At 41.9% G+C, this 17,311-nt stretch carries 17 protein-coding genes and 1 tRNA gene; 2 read left to right on the forward strand and 16 right to left on the reverse strand.

Annotation, left to right across the window (positions count from 1 at the left end):
- Entirely contained in the window at nt 1-1,440 is a 1,440-nt protein-coding gene (locus ACVBD2_RS09115) for a TrkH family potassium uptake protein (RefSeq protein WP_461685657.1), read from the forward strand.
- Nucleotides 1,441-1,528: 88 nt separating this feature from the next.
- Here ACVBD2_RS09115 and ACVBD2_RS09120 read toward each other — a convergent pair whose 3' ends face one another.
- The 5 genes from ACVBD2_RS09120 to ACVBD2_RS09140 all read right to left on the reverse strand — a co-directional run bounded on the left by ACVBD2_RS09120 (nt 1,529) and on the right by ACVBD2_RS09140 (nt 8,013).
- The gene (locus ACVBD2_RS09120; protein WP_001291308.1) at nt 1,529-2,458 is read right to left on the reverse strand and encodes an ATP-binding cassette domain-containing protein; all 930 of its coding nucleotides are present in this window, start codon (nt 2,456-2,458) and stop codon (nt 1,529-1,531) included.
- Between the two features lie 10 nt (nt 2,459-2,468).
- Complete coding sequence (locus tag ACVBD2_RS09125; RefSeq protein ID WP_247941188.1) at nt 2,469-3,536, reverse strand: ABC transporter ATP-binding protein; 1,068 nt, start codon at nt 3,534-3,536, stop codon at nt 2,469-2,471.
- An 8-nt stretch (nt 3,537-3,544) separates the two neighbouring features.
- Nucleotides 3,545-4,471: an oligopeptide ABC transporter permease OppC gene (gene oppC, locus ACVBD2_RS09130; protein WP_000103934.1), complete on the reverse strand. Its 927-nt coding sequence runs from the start codon at nt 4,469-4,471 to the stop codon at nt 3,545-3,547.
- On the reverse strand, nt 4,471-5,967 hold the full coding sequence (locus tag ACVBD2_RS09135; RefSeq protein ID WP_084974385.1) for an ABC transporter permease: 1,497 nt from the start codon (nt 5,965-5,967) through the stop codon (nt 4,471-4,473). Before ACVBD2_RS09135 ends, oppC begins: the two co-directional genes overlap by 1 nt.
- A gap of 66 nt (nt 5,968-6,033) precedes the next feature.
- Nucleotides 6,034-8,013: a peptide ABC transporter substrate-binding protein gene (locus tag ACVBD2_RS09140; RefSeq protein ID WP_461685658.1), complete on the reverse strand. Its 1,980-nt coding sequence runs from the start codon at nt 8,011-8,013 to the stop codon at nt 6,034-6,036.
- 298 nt (nt 8,014-8,311) lie between these two features.
- On the opposite strand from ACVBD2_RS09140, the gene ACVBD2_RS09145 reads away from it, so the two are divergent.
- Nucleotides 8,312-8,382 (forward strand) — tRNA-Cys (locus ACVBD2_RS09145).
- Between the two features lie 133 nt (nt 8,383-8,515).
- Here ACVBD2_RS09145 and ACVBD2_RS09150 read toward each other — a convergent pair.
- The 11 genes from ACVBD2_RS09150 to ACVBD2_RS09200 form a co-directional block, all read right to left on the reverse strand.
- On the reverse strand, nt 8,516-9,847 hold the full coding sequence (locus tag ACVBD2_RS09150) for a hemolysin family protein (RefSeq protein ID WP_461685659.1): 1,332 nt from the start codon (nt 9,845-9,847) through the stop codon (nt 8,516-8,518).
- A gap of 137 nt (nt 9,848-9,984) precedes the next feature.
- Complete coding sequence (locus ACVBD2_RS09155; RefSeq protein ID WP_461685660.1) at nt 9,985-10,809, reverse strand: DNA/RNA non-specific endonuclease; 825 nt, start codon at nt 10,807-10,809, stop codon at nt 9,985-9,987.
- 40 nt (nt 10,810-10,849) lie between these two features.
- On the reverse strand, nt 10,850-11,044 hold the full coding sequence (locus tag ACVBD2_RS09160; protein WP_000739701.1) for a DNA-directed RNA polymerase subunit beta: 195 nt from the start codon (nt 11,042-11,044) through the stop codon (nt 10,850-10,852).
- Nucleotides 11,031-12,314 (reverse strand): UDP-N-acetylglucosamine 1-carboxyvinyltransferase, encoded by a 1,284-nt coding sequence (gene murA / locus ACVBD2_RS09165; RefSeq protein WP_084856781.1) that lies wholly within the window; start codon nt 12,312-12,314, stop codon nt 11,031-11,033. The genes ACVBD2_RS09160 and murA overlap by 14 nt, the downstream gene beginning before the upstream one ends.
- A gap of 23 nt (nt 12,315-12,337) precedes the next feature.
- Nucleotides 12,338-12,568, reverse strand: coding sequence for a DUF1146 family protein (locus ACVBD2_RS09170; RefSeq protein ID WP_002892633.1), 231 nt, complete (start codon nt 12,566-12,568; stop codon nt 12,338-12,340).
- A gap of 55 nt (nt 12,569-12,623) precedes the next feature.
- Nucleotides 12,624-13,661 (reverse strand): SepM family pheromone-processing serine protease, encoded by a 1,038-nt coding sequence (locus tag ACVBD2_RS09175; protein WP_000730772.1) that lies wholly within the window; start codon nt 13,659-13,661, stop codon nt 12,624-12,626.
- Nucleotides 13,645-14,133 carry a pantetheine-phosphate adenylyltransferase gene (gene coaD, locus ACVBD2_RS09180; protein WP_001280715.1) on the reverse strand — a complete coding sequence of 163 codons (489 nt, stop codon included), beginning with the start codon at nt 14,131-14,133 and terminating at the stop codon, nt 13,645-13,647. The genes ACVBD2_RS09175 and coaD overlap by 17 nt, the downstream gene beginning before the upstream one ends.
- The gene (rsmD, locus tag ACVBD2_RS09185; protein ID WP_070656921.1) at nt 14,123-14,662 is read right to left on the reverse strand and encodes a 16S rRNA (guanine(966)-N(2))-methyltransferase RsmD; all 540 of its coding nucleotides are present in this window, start codon (nt 14,660-14,662) and stop codon (nt 14,123-14,125) included. The genes coaD and rsmD overlap by 11 nt, the downstream gene beginning before the upstream one ends.
- A gap of 64 nt (nt 14,663-14,726) precedes the next feature.
- Entirely contained in the window at nt 14,727-15,719 is a 993-nt protein-coding gene (gene asnA / locus ACVBD2_RS09190) for an aspartate--ammonia ligase (protein WP_000747998.1), read from the reverse strand.
- A gap of 109 nt (nt 15,720-15,828) precedes the next feature.
- On the reverse strand, nt 15,829-16,512 hold the full coding sequence (locus ACVBD2_RS09195; protein WP_001076860.1) for a Bax inhibitor-1/YccA family protein: 684 nt from the start codon (nt 16,510-16,512) through the stop codon (nt 15,829-15,831).
- 54 nt (nt 16,513-16,566) lie between these two features.
- Nucleotides 16,567-17,307, reverse strand: coding sequence for a TrmH family RNA methyltransferase (locus tag ACVBD2_RS09200; RefSeq protein WP_008289068.1), 741 nt, complete (start codon nt 17,305-17,307; stop codon nt 16,567-16,569).
- Between the last annotated feature and the right edge of the window lie 4 nt (nt 17,308-17,311).

Consider the following 17,311-nt stretch of genomic DNA (forward strand, 5'->3'; position numbering starts at 1 on the left):
ATGAATAAAAGTATGATTCGTTACCTCCTCTCAAAACTTCTCTTGATTGAGGCTGTTCTTCTCCTAGTCCCTGTTAGTGTAGCGATCTATTACCAAGAATCCAGTCAAGTATTTATCGCTCTCTTTTCTACGATTGGAATTTTAGTCCTCCTCGGTGGTCTAGGCGTTTTACGGAAACCGAAAAATCAACGGATTTATGCCAAGGAAGGGGTCTTAATTGTTGCTCTCTGTTGGATTCTATGGTCTTTCTTTGGTGGCCTCCCCTTTGTCTTTTCAGGACAAATCCCAAGCGTCATCGATGCCTTCTTTGAAATCAGTTCTGGATTTACGACTACAGGAGCAACTATCCTGAACGATGTTTCCGTTCTCACTCGTTCCCTCCTCTTCTGGCGAAGTTTCACCCACTTGATTGGAGGGATGGGGGTGCTCGTCTTTGCACTTGCCATTATGGACAATGCAAAGAATAGTCACTTGGAGGTGATGAAGGCTGAAGTCCCTGGACCTGTCTTTGGCAAGGTCGTATCCAAGCTAAAAAACACTGCCCAGATTCTCTATCTGCTTTATCTGGCTCTCTTCTCCCTTTTTGTGGTTATCTACTACTTAGCAGGCATGCCCCTCTATGATAGTTTTGTCATCGCTATGGGAACAGCAGGAACTGGGGGCTTTACCGTCTATAACGACGGAATTGCCCACTATGGTAGCTCACTCATCACCTATCTAGTTAGTATCGGAGTTCTGGTTTTTGGGGTTAACTTCAATCTCTACTACTACCTCATGCTCCGTCGGGTTAAGGCTTTCTTTGGAGATGAAGAACTACGAGCATATATCATCATTGTCCTAGTTTCTACAGGCTTGATTACTCTTAATACACTCCACCTCTACCAAGGGGTCTCTAAAAGTGTTGAAATGGCCTTCTTTCAGGTTTCCAATATCATCACGACAACAGGTTTTGGTTACGGAGATATTACCAACTGGCCTCTCTTCTCCCAATTTATCCTCCTCTTCCTCATGGGAATCGGTGGATCAGCTGGCTCAACTGCAGGTGGTCTTAAGGTGATCAGAGGACTTATCCTCTCTAAAATCGCAAAAAATCAGATTTTGTCCACTTTATCCCCTCACCGTGTTTTGACTCTACACATCAATAAAACTGTGATTGATAAGGATACCCAGCACAAGATTCTTAAATATTTTGCTATCTATATGATGATTATTCTCTCTCTCATCTTTATCGTCAGTCTTGATAGCAATGATTTTCTAGTCGTGACCAGTGCTGTCTTCAGCTGTTTTAACAATATCGGACCTATTCTAGGTACGACCTCGAGTTTTTCCATCTTTAGTCCCATCTCTAAAATCCTCCTCTCCTTTGCAATGATCGCAGGTCGCTTAGAGATTTACCCAATTTTGCTACTCTTTATGAAACGCACTTGGTCTAAACGCTAATGATAATACAATTCCCCTTTTATAAGCTCGTAGAAGGGGAATTTTTCTATTAAAAATGAGAAGACCTTTAGGTCCTCTCCTAATTTGTTTATTCTTTAAGAGCTTTCTTGTAACGAGCAAGTTCTGCTTGATTGGCCCAAACATAGTGACCTGGACGAATTTCTACCATAGATGGCTTGTCGGTCTCATAGTCATGTTGGTCAGGATCGTAAACTTTCAAGACCTTCTTGCGTTCCAAGATTGGATCTGGAATCGGTACAGCAGATAGAAGTGCTTGAGTGTATGGGTGGACAGGATTGTTAAACAATTCCTCTGTCTCCGCCACCTCGACGATAACTCCCTTATAGATAACTGCGATACGATCTGAGATAAAGCGAACAACTGACAAGTCATGCGCGATAAAGAGATAGGTCAAGCCCAACTCTTTTTGGAACTTCTTGAGCAAGTTCAAGACTTGCGCGCGAACAGATACGTCTAAGGCTGAAATTGGCTCATCCGCAATAACGAAATCAGGTTCCATCACAAGAGCACGGGCAATCCCGATACGCTGACGTTGACCACCAGAAAACTCGTGTGGGTAACGGGTCAAGTGTTCTTTCAAAAGCCCAACTTCATGAATCATCTTTTGAACTTTTTCTTTTCGATCTTCTTCATCTTTGAACAAGTGGTAGTTGTAAAGACCTTCAGAGATGATATAGTCAACTGTCGCACGCTCATTCAAGCTAGCTGCAGGGTCCTGGAAAATCATCTGGATGCGACGGATCAAATCTGATGATTCTTTATGAGATTTTTTCCCATTAATTTTATGACCATCAAAGATGATCTCACCTTTACTAGTATTATTTAAACCAATAATGGCACGACCAATCGTTGTTTTCCCACTACCAGACTCACCTACAAGAGAGAATGTTTCTCCCTTGTTGATAAAGAAGTTGGCGTTTTTAACCGCGACAAACTTCTTACTTCCTTCACCGAAGGAAATTTCTAAATCTTTAATTTCTACTAATTTTTCAGACATTTCCTTCCTCCTAGTCTTCTAGATGAGCAAAGCCCATTTTATCGCGAATCTTGTCATGCAAATCTGCAATGACTCCAGGTTTTTCAACTTTAGGAGCATTCTCATGAAGCAACCAAGTCTTAGCCCAGTGGGTATCAGTGACTGAAAACTGAGGTGCTTTCTGTTCAAAGTCAATTTGCATCGCATAATCTGAACGAAGGGCAAAGGCATCACCTTTCAACTCAGTATAAAGAGACGGTGGTGTTCCTGGGATAGAGTACAATTCCCCTTTATCATCAGCAAGCTGAGGCAAGCTAGACAAGAGACTCCAAGTATATGGATGACGTGGATCGTAGAAGACTTCCTCAACAGTTCCGTATTCTACAATTTCACCAGCATACATAACCGCTACCTTATCGGCAATACTTGCTACCACACCAAGGTCATGGGTGATAAAGATAATGGTAAAGTGGTACTCGTTTTGTAAAGTTTTAAGCAAATCAATGATTTGCGCTTGAATGGTAACGTCAAGGGCCGTTGTTGGCTCGTCACAGATCAAGATATCTGGACGACAGGCAAGGGCAATCGCGATAACGATACGTTGACGCATCCCTCCAGAATATTGGAAAGGATACTCATCAAAACGTTTTTCAGCGTCTGGAATTCCGACCTTATTCATATAGTCGATTGCCATCTCTTTGGCTTCCTTAGCTGTTTTCCCTTGGTGTTTAACGATAACTTCAGTGATTTGGCTACCGATTGTATTGATTGGGTCCAAACTTGTCATAGGATCTTGGAAGATGGTCGCAATTTTAGCACCACGAATCTTCTCCCAATCCTTGTTAGAAGTCAAGGCTGTCAAGTCTTGTCCACGATAGTCGATACTTCCTTGGGCAATACGTCCATTATCTTCTAACATACCTGTAAAGGTTTTTGTTAAAACAGATTTACCAGAACCTGACTCACCTACCAAGGCAAGAACTTCCCCTTCAATCAGGTCTAGAGAAACTCCTCGGATAGCTGTCAGAACTTTGTCACGAACGTCAAATTCCACGACAATATCACGAGCAGTCAAAATTACATTATTTTCTTTTGTCATGTCTACTCCTATCTATGTGTACGTGGATCACTAGCATCCGCTAGGTTTTGACCAACAACGAAGAGAGATAGGGACACCAAGATCAAGGTTGTCAACGGAATCCAGAATAAGTAAGCGTTGGTCGTAACGTTTTGTGAGTAATCTGAGATCAAACGTCCCAAACTTGGCACTGTTACAGGCAATCCCAATCCAAAGAAGGAAAGGAAGGCTTCATAAGAGATGAAGCTTGGCAACATCAAGGTCATCGTAGAAACAATAACGGATACCAATTGTGGCATGATATTTTTAACAATGATTTTAAAGGTTGGTGTTCCAAGTGTTTGAGAAGCAAGGTTGTATTCCAAATCACGGTAACGCATGATTTGGATACGAATCATATAAGCAATCCCAATCCAAGTTGTCACACTCATGGCAAAAATCAAATTCCAGAAACCAGCACCGATTGAGTAAGTCAAGACAATGACAATCAAGAGAGATGGAATGTTTGAAATAATGTTATAAACTTCCATCATGACACGGTCAACGGATTTTGAAATTCCCCAAATTCCACCAACAATAACCCCAATTACAAGGTTGATAAAAGTTGCAATTACAGAGATGAGGATAGAGTTACGCGCACCAAACCAAACCCCGTCAAACAAGGATTTACCATTGCTATCTGTACCAAACCAATGTTCAGCATTGGGCTTGATAAAACGAGCAGAGAAGTCATTGACCTTACTTACATCGTTGAAGTCAAAATCTGAGAACATTGGGTAAATAAAGCTCATCAAGATAATAGCAACCAAAATTCCTAGCATAAAGACGGTTGATTTTTTCTTTAGAAATTGTCTAAATACAGAACCCCAGTATGAATAGGCAGGGGCGTCAATTGTTTCAGAGGCAAAATCGTCACGTTTTACGAACTGAAATTTTTCTTTTCCGATTGTTGACATTATTTGCCTCCTTTCTCTGTCAATTTAATACGTGGATCAAGCATAGTCATCCAGATATCTCCTACAAAGAGTGAGAAGATAGAAATACATGTGAAGATGAAGACGAGACCAACTACCATTGAGTTGTTGGATGCCTTAACAGAGTCAATCAACATTTTACCCATACCTGGGAAGGCGAAGACTGTTTCTGTCAATGTTGCACCACCAATAACTCCGATTACAGCACCAGGAATACCTGAAACCAAAGGAACCATGGCATTTTTAAAGATGTGTTTATTTGAAATTTCTTTTTCAGACAGTCCTTTTGCACGAGCAAATCGAACGAAATCTTGAGATTGCAAGTCAATCATATAACGACGAATCCAGATAGCTGTACTTGGTGCTCCCAGCAAACCTAGAATGACTGCTGGCAAGACGTAGGAACGCCAATCTCCAGCCCCCAAGATAGGAAATGAGTCAGGCAGACCAATAGATGATCCAATCAAGCGCACGATGTAAACCAAAGCGATCGTTGGAAGGGCAAGCAAGAAGGTTAGAGCACCTGTCGAGAAGCTATCAATCCAAGTATTCTTGTGGCGAGCCATAGCAGATCCAAGAGGAATGGCAATCGCATAAGAAATAACCAAACCGATCAAACCAGCAACAGCCGAGCTTGCAATCATTGATGGATATTGATAATTGCTTTCTGTAGCTGTATATGGATCGTCTTTACCATAGTTAGCTACCTCACGCGCATCTGCTTGACTTGGTGACTTGTAGGTACGAGAGTAAATATCTACAGAGGAAGTCTTTTTACCCGTAGGGAATTGAACTTCTGATGTCTTCGTTTGTCCCTGACCCTGTGTGATAACTTGAAGCACTGGTGTGTTTGCATAAGTTGGGTAAGAGTCTCCCAAGTTAATGTTCACAAAGTTTTGGTGTACAAATGGGAATTGATTGTTGAAATACAAAAGGTATTTATGTTTTGTACCTGAACCAACCAATGACCAACCAATAGCAGGGTCATTTTCAAAACGAAGATAGCGTTCCAAGTTTGGATTTTCAGGGTCTTGAATCTTGTTTGTATGATCAATGTCGAGCAAGTTCGAGTAGAATTTGAAAACACGTTCAAAAATTGGAATTTCACGCGTAGCATAGAATTGACCACTTTCTGAGAATACACCGAGTGTCCAACCATTTCCTAGTTGGTTGATGTATTTTTCGTAGATTGCCTTATTAGTCTCATTGGCATCAACTGTTACAGATGAGTCCATTGTGCTCGCTTTTTCTTGCAACTCCTTGGTATCGTAGTACTCGATATAGCCCATCCGCTCATAAACGGTATTTTCATAGTTATCCCGTTTATCTGGCGTCGTTGCAATCTTGTTATAGTTGGTATCCTGCTTGAAAATCAGTTTTCGAGGAACCATCGTATAGATAATCGTGTAGGTCAAGGTTGTCACCAAGAAGATAGACACCAATGAACGCAATACACGCATAAAAATATATTTCTTCATATCGTTTCCTTTTAAAATCCCAAAAGAACCTTCTCCTCATGGAGAGAAAGTTCTCTTGAGAGTTATTTATTTAACGTGATTAGCCAATTCTTTTTGAACTTTTTCGTTTGATTCTTTTTTCTCTTTGAGCCATTTTTCACGAGCTTGTTCATAGTCAGCTTTTGTTACAACCTTATCTTGTAACTGAATATACTTGAAGTATACGTCTGAGCCCTTATCTCCAGATTGACTGTATGATGCTGTGAATGGCACAACACGAGAAATGAATGGTGCAGCACCAGTTGATGACATAGCTGGCAAGATGAGTGAGCTATCTGTCAACCAAGCTTGAGCAGCCGCGTATTTTTCATAACGAACATTCAAGTCGCTTGTTTCTTTAGCAGCTTCATCAACTAGCTTATCGTATTCTTTCAAACCAACTTGAGCTGCTGCAGCATTATCTGCACCTTCGTAACCCATGTATGTTTTTGTTTGTTCAGCATTCGTTGTTTTCAAGATATCAAGGTAAGTTGATGGATCTTCATAGTCTGGGTTCCATCCAACGCCACCTGAGAGATCCCAGTCTTCTGCTGCTGCATTCGCCGCATAGTAGGTAATATTAGTAAACTCATCTTTAGAAACTTGTTGGATATCGATGACTACATTGCCTTCACCAAGCACTGTTTCAACGGATTGTTTGAAGGATTGGATACGTGCGATATAGTTTTTAGCAGTTTGGTCTACTGGGATATCCAAGTGGATAGGGAATTTCACACCTTCTGCTTCCAATGCTGTTTTGGCTTTGGCAAATTCGGCTTTGGCTTTATCGGCGTTGAAAAGTCCATCTTGACCATCTGCAAAGTTTACATTCTTCCACTCATCACCGTAAGCAGCCATCTTTTCAGTTACCAAGTCACCGAAAGTTTTTTCACCAGCAGAGACGAAGTCAGGTTTTACAAAGAGGTTACGAACGGCACGAGGAGCACCTTCTTTACCATTGATTTGTGCTGAGTAAGAAGTACGGTCAAAGGCAAAGTTCAAGGCCTGACGGAAGTCTTTGTTAAGAAGGGCCTTCTTAGTAGAAGTCTTCTCTTCATCAGTTGTCTTAGAAGTGTATTTGTAACCTTGACGGTCAATATTCACACCCAAACCACCAATACCAGGTCCTGATGGGGTGTAGAAGATATTTTCCTTGTAGGTTTCTTCTACTTTAGAGTAGTTTGAACTTGTTGGGTAAAGACGGGCATAGCTATAAGCTCCACTTGTAAAGTTACGTTCAATAGACTCTTGGTCTGAACCATCATAGTAAGCAAGTGTTACTTTATCAAGATGAACATTGTCTTTATCCCAGTATTGTTCATTTTTAGCGAACTCGATAGAAGACTTAGCAGTCAAACCTTTCAGCAAGAATGGTCCATTGTAAAGCAATGATGTAGGGTCAGTCGCTTTAGCAAAGTCAGATCCTTTTGATTTTTCAAATTCTTCGTTCAATGGCCAGAAGATTGAATAAGCCATCTTAGAGTTCCAGTATGGTTCAGGTTTGTTCAAAGTATACTCAAGAGTATAATCATCAACTGCCTTTACACCTACTGAAGAAAAGTCTTTATTGTTTCCAGCTTTATAGTCAGCTAGACCTTTAACTGAATCTTCTGCTAGATAAAGTGCTTCAGACTTGTTATCAGCTGCGTGTTTCAAGCCATTTACGAAGTCTTTCGCTGTCACTTCAGCATACTCTTCGCCATCTGATGTCATCCATTTGACACCTTTACGAATCTTGTAGGTATAAGTCAACCCATCTTTTGAGACTGACCAGTCTTCTGCAACTGCAGGAGTCAAATTCCCATATTTATCATTTGTAAAGAGACCATCGATACCATTTGAAGTGGCAATTTTGGTACTTTGTTTTCCTGAGATCAAGTAATCCAATGTTTCTGGGTCAGCTGTATAAACATAACCATAATTTTTTGGCGCTGTTGAATCAGATGATTTTGAAGAACCACAAGCAGCTAGTACTCCTGCTGCTAATAAAGCAACTCCTGCTGCAACAAATACTCTACTTTTTTTCATGTTTTTAACTCCTCTTGAAAAATTTAGGCTTATTGGAAATTATAACATATATTTTTTAAAAAGTAAACGAATTTTCAGAATATTTAGGCGCATTTCCTCAAAAAACTTCTATTTGTCAAAATTTTTGCATTCTTTGTTTGTTTCTGCAAGAAATACTTTCTAGTCTGACCCTCTTTAGAACGGGATTTTTACAAGATTTTTCTCACTTCCTCAATCATCATCTGTTTTCCTAAATTGGATTTTAGAATAAGAAACTATTGACGGGAAATGATTTTCAAGGTATAATAATAAACGTTGAGGCGGTATAGCCAAGTGGTAAGGCACGGCTCTGCAAAAGCTTGATCGTCGGTTCAAATCCGTCTACCGCCTTTCAATACCTGAATTAACAGGAATTAACCAAATGAAAAGCTCGTAAAACCGGGCTTTTTTGTTATTCCTAATAAATGGTGATAACTGAACCTACCATCTAGATTTACAAAAAGCAGTGACTTGAGTCACTGCTTTATTCTGTTTCTTCTTCAGGTTCTAGTTCTGTGATTTGAACTTTTACCTTGGTAACACGTCCATTTTTCACCTTATCATTGGTCAGGACGATTTGTTTGTTTTGACTGACCAGTTTATAACTGATTTTTTCAGTTGTTGGAATCGTACCAACACCCGTCAAATAATAACCGGCGATGGTATCCACATCATCGCTTTCTAGTTCGACACCAAAGTAGTTATTGAAGTCGTTAAGATTCATGGTTCCCTGTGCAATATAGGTGTCCTCACCGATTTGATGGACTTCGATTTCTGCTCGGTCTGTCTCATCGTCGATTTCTCCGACAATCTCCTCCAGCAGGTCTTCCAGTGTGACCAGTCCAGCCATACCACCGTATTCATCGAGCAAAATGGCCATTTGTCTTTGGGTATTTCGCAATTCTTTTAGCAAGTCATCCACAAAAATAGTTTCAGGAACAAAGAGTGGATCTTGTAAGATCTTCTTCCAGACAATATTTTCAAAGCCATCTGCATAGGCAGCGTTTAGTAAACGCTTGGTATGAATCAAACCAATCACATTGTCCTTATCCCCATCGTAAACAGGGATACGTGAGAAATTTTGCTTTAGAATACTTTGAATAATGGTTTGACTGTCATCCTGAATATCCACCATAAAGGCATCTGTACGAGGCACCATTAGCTCACGAGCCATTAGTTCATCTAGAGAAAAGATTCCCTGTAGCATTTCAATCTCATCTGCATCCAGTGTTTCTTCACTATTGGTGAGCATGTACTCTATTTCATCACGTGTCATCTTTTCATCAGCATCATCAAAGGTCATTGGCGTCACACGGCTCAATAGATTGGTTGAAGCAGATAACAACCAGACAAAGGGACTGACAATCTTCCCAAGCCCAATGATAATCGGAACAGAGCGAATGGCTAAGGCATCTTTTAGATTAAGGGCAACCCGTTTAGGATAGAGTTCACCAAAAACAATAGAGATGTAGGTCAAGAATGCCAAAGAGAGGAAACTTGCAATGGCATAAGCTGTTTCTCCATTCCCCATCCAAGAGGCAATTACTTGTCCAAGTGTATCTGCCAATTTTGCCCCTGACAAGATCGTGATCAAGGTGATACCAACTTGAATTGTTGATAAAAAGTGGTTAGGATTTTCAAGTACCTTTAACAAACGAATGTAACGTTTGTCTCCCTCTTCTGCCTTTTGCTCCACTCGGGAACGGTTTAGTGACACCATCGCCATTTCAGTGGCTGAGAAAAAAGCATTTAACAAGGTCAAGATAAATAACAATACAAACTGTAGCAACAAATTCTGACTGCTCGGGTCTTCCATAGTCCTTCTCCTAAAATAGTATCTTGTGTTCCATTATATCATAAAATCCCTCAGGATTCACATTATTTTTCATTTAAAGAACAACTCCCCTGCCTCTAGAAGACAAAGGAGCTGTTTTTTTATTGTATCTATTGTTTCTAATCCGTCACTGTTACTTGCCCTGTTCGGTAATCAAGCTGGATTCCCTTTTGAACATTGGGGATTAGGACATTGAATTCCAATTCGCCATCTGAAGACTTGGCTTCGATTTGTGAAGCAGATGGAACTAGGTCCTCATTTGTCGCATAGTGGAGCGTCACCCGATAACGGACTCTCTTGTTTTGGTCCAAGGCTTTTCTGACCAAACTCTCATAGTAGTTCTGGCCTGTCGAGTCTTCAGCCTGTGCTTGGTTTGCCCAAGCTGTCTGGACTGCAATGTTCTTGGGATTGCTGGTAGAAGCATCAAAACCATCCAAACCACCTATCAAGGCATAGCCCAGCAGGTGTCCTCTATCAACTGCATGTGTGTAGGCTCCCTTTAGATTCTTGGCCTGATGCCATCCTGGTGGCGTCCAAGAGGTAGATCCATTTCCAGTTTCTTCACGATTCTTATACTGCCGAGTCGCTTTGGATAAGATGGCATTGGCAACAGTTGGAACTGTTTCTTTTCCCACTGTCTTTGTTTTATTATCCGTATAGGGTTTGCTGGAAACCTTGGCATCTAGATTGGTTTTATTGCCATTGACAATGAAGGCCCCTGCTCCATTCCACTCGAGCCCCCCCTTGATTTGATTTTTGATTGACTCAGTTAAGACACTTTCAGCTAGCTCCTGACTGGGAGCTTCTGAAGCTTGTTTTTTCTGACTAACCTTGGTTCTAGGGGTGTTTGGCGCTGTCTGCATCTGCTTGATATAGTAGCTTCCAGCAGCCAAGAGTAAGAATATAAGTAACCCGATCAGAGCTTGTCTTGTTTTTTTGTCCATTTTTCTCCTTATTTCTTTAGAAAAAGACTGGTCTCCCAGTCTAATTTCCTGTAAATTTGCTAATCAATTCCTGCCACTTTGCTGGAGACAAGATTGCCCATGGATCCTGTCCCTTTCCTAGGATGCCATAACCAACCATCAAGCCGATTCCTAAAGCCAGAAAGCCTAGCAATAGTACGATAAAAATCAACAGTAAACGACGGAGTACATAGCGTAAGTTTTTATTCTTCTTCATCATTTGCCTCGATTCGCTGAATCTTCGCTCCTAGCTGAGCCAATTTCTCATGGAAACGGTAGTAACCTCTATCAAGGTGGACTAACTTACCAACAACTGTTTCTCCCTGCGCCACCAGACCTGTCAAAATCAAAGCAGCACTAGCGCGAAGGTCCGTTGATAGAACTTCTGCACCCTGTAAAGCCTGTCCCCCAACAATACGAGCTGTGTCACGGATAATCTCTGAATGCAAGCCCATACGGCGCATTTCCTCCAAGTGTTGGAAGCGATTCTCAAACACCGTTTCCACCATGGTGGATTCCCCTTTTGCGACTGTCATCAGGGCTGTAAATTGTGCCTGCATATCTGTTGGAAATCCTGGGTGCGGTAAGGTTTTTACATGAACAGCCTTGAGATTTTCAAGTTGAGAACGAACACGGATACCTTCTGACTCCTCTGTCACTTCAACGCTCATTTCAAGTAGTTTTGAAATCAAGGGGCGATTGTGTTCCCAGACTGCATCACGAACGAGGACATCTCCACCAGTCATAGCTGCAGCCACCATAAAGGTTCCAGCTTCGATACGGTCCTGTACCACATTATGAGTTGTTCCATGGAGTTCCTCGACACCAGTCACTGTGATGGTTTCTGTACCAGCTCCCTTGACCTTGGCTCCCATTTCATTAAGAAGGATAGCAAGATCAACAATTTCTGGCTCACGCGCAGCATTTTCAATCACTGTGACACCATCAGCTAGAGTCGCTGCCATCATCAGATTTTGTGTTGCGCCGACACTAGGGAAGTCCATGTAGATATGAGCGCCATGCAGGCGTTCGGCCTTGGCTTCGATGTAACCAGCTGTCTGGGTAATCTTTGCCCCCATAGCTTCTAAACCTTTGAGGTGGAGATCGATCGGACGACTCCCGATGGTACATCCCCCTGGCATAGAAACTTTGGCATGGCCTACACGAGCAAGGATTGGTCCCAAGACAACGATGGATGCACGCATCTTGCTGACATACTTGTATGGAGCTTCCTCCGTGATATCACCAGTCGCATCAACCTCAACAACATGAGCTTCCTCATCAAAGTCCACCTTGGCATTCAGACCTCGAACCACTTGATTCATGGTGAAAACATCTGACAAGATTGGGACGTTCTGCAAGACTGTCTTCCCCTTACTTGCTAGAATAGTCGCTGCCAACAAGGGCAAGACTGCATTCTTTGCTCCCTCGATCGTCACACTCCCGACCAGACGATTATCCCCGCCTTGAACCACAATTTTTTCCATAGTTGTTTCCTTTACTTTTGATTTTATAATAGTCCTCTAAGTGCTTCTTGCCACAGTTGGTACAAACTGATAAAGAATGAACTCAAGATGTAGCCCATCACAATACTAAAGAAGCCTACCAACAAACGAACTTTTTTTGTGTTAGTAGCGGTCACTTTTAAAACCTTTTCCCATCTCACAAGATCCTTCAAAAGGTAAAAACTCAAATAAATAAAGAGTATATGACTACTTAGAGTGAATAACAATTGAACCATTTGACTATTATACCATCTTATCCGCTTGCGCGCTAGTTTTCAATTTTTCTACGAATTAGGGATTGTTTTTAAGGTAATCAATTGCATCCTGCAAAGTCTTAACGGGAACGATTTTCATCTCTGTTTTGATCGTTTTAGCAGCTTCTAGGGCTGTTTCATAGTTGCTTTTCGCATTGGGATCTGCTTTTTTTGCTTCCTCGGTGACTGGATTGTCAGGAGCAAAAAAGATGTTGGCTCCCTGACGAGAGGCTGCCACTACTTTTTTGTCAATTCCACCGATGTCACCAACATTTCCATCACGATCAATAGTTCCCGTTCCCGCAACGATGCGGCCATTACGAAGTCCTGGATCTGCTATCTGGGTGTAAATAGCGAGACTAAACATGAGACCGGCACTTGGCCCGCCGATACCAGCTGTTGAAAAGCGAATTGGAACATCACTGGTCACTTCCGTACGGTCAATCAAGCCAATCCCAATCCCGTTTTTCCCGTTTTCGAGAGTGATAATTTTACCTTCAGCAGACTTGACTTTTCCGTCTTCCTCATAGGTTACCTTGACCGTGTCTCCTAATTGTTGAGAATTGACATAGTCGACCAAGTCTTTTGAACTGTCAAATGTTTTGTCATTAACAGCCGTCACGGTGTCTGCTATGTTCAGAATGCCCTTAAAAGTTGAATTGTCCGTCACGGTCAAGACATAAACTCCCAGATACTTGAGTTCGATATCCTTTCCAGCAGTCTTCAGTCCTTGATACTTGGCCATGTTTTGAGAAGTTTGCATGTAGAATTGATTGATCCGCATAAACTCTGCATCAGTAGAGCCACCCGTAGTCTCTTTGGCACTTCTAATATCTGTGAAAGGTGTTAACCAAGCATAGACAAGATGCGATAGGGTTGCGTGTCGAATACCGACTGTTACAAACTGGTAAGCTCCTGCTTCTGTGTCTTCTGTTTCATTGACTTTCAAAACGCGACGAATATCTTCCGCTCCACCTGGAACTTCTATGTAGTAAGGTAAAGGTACTACAAAGGCTAAAAAAGTCAATACTAGTGCTAGGATGACATATAAGGGCCATCTAGTTTTTTTCTTCATGTTCTAATTCCTCCACAACACTGTTTGGGACATATTGCTGAATCTCCTGACCAAACTTCAGAAGTTCTCTCACGGCCGAAGAGCTGATATAAAGATGCTCTGGGCGGCTATATAGGTAAATGGTTTCGATTTCTGGAGCCAGTTGATGATTGTAGTAGTCAAAGCTAGACTCGTATTGCAAGTCGGTGGTATTTCGCAAGCCACGGACAAGGGTCTTAGCACCCAGTCTTCTTGCAACATCAACGACTAGTTGATCATGAGAAGCCAGCACCTCTACATTATCTAAATGCGCCACCGCTTTTTCGACTGCCCGTTTGCGGTTTTCAACAGGGAGAAAGCCTTGTTTGTGGGGATTGTAGAACACCCCGACATAGAGCTTATCAAAGAGTTTGCTGGCACGTTCAATGATATCCAGATGTCCATTTGTCATAGGATCAAATGAACCTGTAAATAATCCAATTTTATCTGACATAGACCGTCACCTTACTAATCCCATATATTTTTTCCTTCCAGATACCTAAGCAGGCGATTTCTTCTGGTAGTTCTACAGACTTATCGGTTTCACAGACAACCATGATCTCTTCGGAGAAAAGGTTTCTTTCTGCCATTTTTTCGATATCTGCAACGATTTGTTCCTTGGCATAGGGAGGGTCTAAAAAGACCAGGTCAAAGGGACCTTTCACTTGCTCCAAGGCTCGGTCAGCCTCCATCTTTAAGAACTGAAATTTGGAAGCTTCCTTGGTCATTTGGATATTTTCAGCGATGACAGCTTGTGCCTTTCGATCCCGTTCCACTAAGACAGCATGGGACATCCCACGCGAGACTGCCTCAATGGATAAGCCACCACTGCCAGCATAGAGATCCAAAACACGACCACCCTCAAAATAGGGACCTATCATGTTAAAGATAGCTCCACGCACCTTATCTGATGTCGGCCTCGTCGTCTTGCCTTCTAGCGTCTTGAGGGGACGCCCTCCGTAGATTCCTGATACGATTTTCATACCGTTTATTATACCAAATTATAGGCAAAAAGAGAAAGAAAACCGAACCTTGCGGTTCGATTCTCTACAAAATATTTTCGTACGTATCGCGAACTTCTTGAGGCCAAACACTGGTCTGAACCTCTCCGATGTGTTTCTTACGAAGAAGGAACATGGCCATCCGAGACTGTCCGATCCCTCCACCGATTGTCAGTGGAAAAAGGCCGTTAAGCAGGGCTTTATGCCATTCCAGCTCAAGACGATCTTCGTCTCCTGTAAGAGCCACTTGGCGACGAAGGGTATCCTCATCTACCCGAATCCCCATTGATGAAAGTTCAAAGGCACAACCAAGAGATTCGTTCCAAACGAGAATATCGCCATTCAACCCCTTGTAGCCATTTTCAGACTCTGTTGTCCAGTCATCGTAGTCAGGTGCACGGCCATCATGAGGTTTTCCGTCAGGCAACTCGCCACCGATACCAATCAAGAAGACTGCACCAAACTCTTTACAGATTGCATTTTCACGCTCTTTTGGTGTCAAGTCTGGGTAACGTTCTACCAACTCTTCTGTATGGATAAAGGTGATTTGCTTTGGCAAGATGGATTCGATATCATAGCGGGCTTCTACGGCTAGCTCTGTCAGACGAATAGCCTTGTAAATCTTCTCAACGGTTTCTTTGAGATAGGCGATATTGCGTTGACCATTTGGGATAACCTTCTCCCAGTCCCACTGGTCCACATAAACTGAGTGGGTCGCATCAAGCGAATCTTCGTCTGGACGAAGGGCCTTCATGTGAACAAATAGACCCTCACCTTCACCGAAACCAAAACGAGCCAAGGTGTGGCGTTTCCATTTGGCAAGTGAGTGAACGACTTCATAGGTTTCATCTGGAATCTGCAAAACCTTGACAGATACTGGATTTTCGACACCTGACAGGTTGTCCTGCATCCCATCTCCGACCTTGCTCAAGATAGGACCTTGAACTTCAACAACTTCTAACTTATCTTTCAAATACTGGGTAAAGGTATTTTTAACAAAGGAAATTTCTTCTTGTTGATGAATAAAACTTTTCTTCATAAACAGCTCCTCAAAAATTAGTTAAAAGCATTATACACCTATTTCCAAGAAAAGAAAAGAGTAAATAAGAAAAAGTCAGTGCTCTTTTGAACACTGACTCTGACATTCATTAATCGTTTCGACCAAAGATTCGTAAGATGCTAAGGAAGAGGTTGATAAAGTCTAGGTAGATGCTAAGCGCCATTGAGATGACCCATCCTGTCGCTACTTGTCCTCGTGACTGCTCATAAACATAGCGAATCTTTTGGTTGTCCCAAGCAATCAAACCTGAGAAAACCAAGACCATGGCAATACTAATCATGTAGTCAAAGAAACTATTGGCTAGAAAGAGGTTAACGACCATGGCAATAATTAACCCGACAAGCGCAGCCATCAGAGCTCGTCCCATTCCACTCAAATCTTTCTTGGTGAAAATTCCGATTGCCGCCATGACAAAGAAGAGAAGGGCACTGGATACAAAGGCTGATAAGACGGTCCCAGGTGTATAGAGGGCTACGACAAAGCTGAGCGTAAAGCCATTTAAAACAGAATAAACTAAAAATACTGGGAGAGCTGCTGGGCTATTTTTTGTAGCCATGCTACTTGCAACAAAGACTAAACCAAGTTCTGCAAAAGTTGCAATCATCAACCAGAGACGGCCATGCATTAAAAAGTAAGTCAATTGAGCTTGGAAGACTGTCAACATCAAAGCTGACACGAGAGCCGATAGACCAATCCCAAGTCCCACAAAAGCATAAACCTTAGCGTAAAATTGATTAAGACCTGAACGTTCTTGAATAATCGTTTGATTCATTCTGATTCTCCTTTTTCTATAAATATGTCTTGATTATAACAAAGATTTTATAAATTAGCTAAAATAAAACATCAAAATTCCTGCTGCAACTGCTACGTTGAGACTTTCTGCTCGGCCTTTCATGCCAATATGAACCAGCTGATCAGCACTCTCAGCCATGACAGAACTAATCCCCTGCCCTTCATTTCCCATGACTAAAACAAAGTTCTCTAGTGAAGAAAGCTCACGATAATCCTTTGACTCTCTCGATAAGGTCGTTGCCAGAATGGGCAAATTGCTCTTCTTTGCCTCTTCTACAAAGCTGACAAGAGGCATACGATAGATAGGCAAATGAAAATGACTTCCTTGCATGGAACGCAGGGTCTTGAGACTGTATATATCTGCTGACTTGTCTGAAACAATAACCCCTGTAAAACCTGCCGCATCCGCCGTCCGAATCATGGTGCCCACATTACCAGGATCTTGAACATCCTCTAAAAATAGATACTTGCCCTGATGGAGATCAGGCAGTCCCACTTCTTCTTTTTGAATCACTGCAACAATGCCTTGAGGAGTTTGCGTATCTGCCAAATCTAGCAAAATCTCCTCTGAAACCCAAATAGTTTGAGGAAAAGCAACTAGCTGATCTCGGTAACTTTCTAGGGCAAAGACCTTTTCAATCGTCACTCCTGCTTGAACAGCTTCTTCGAATAAGTGCCAGCCTTCAATCAAATAAGCAGACTTTCGATATTTTTTTTGATGTAATTTCTTGGCATTTTTTACCACAGAATTGGCTTTTGAGGTTATAATAGTCATAGAA

This window comes from Streptococcus sp. KHUD_018 (genome assembly GCF_054861215.1).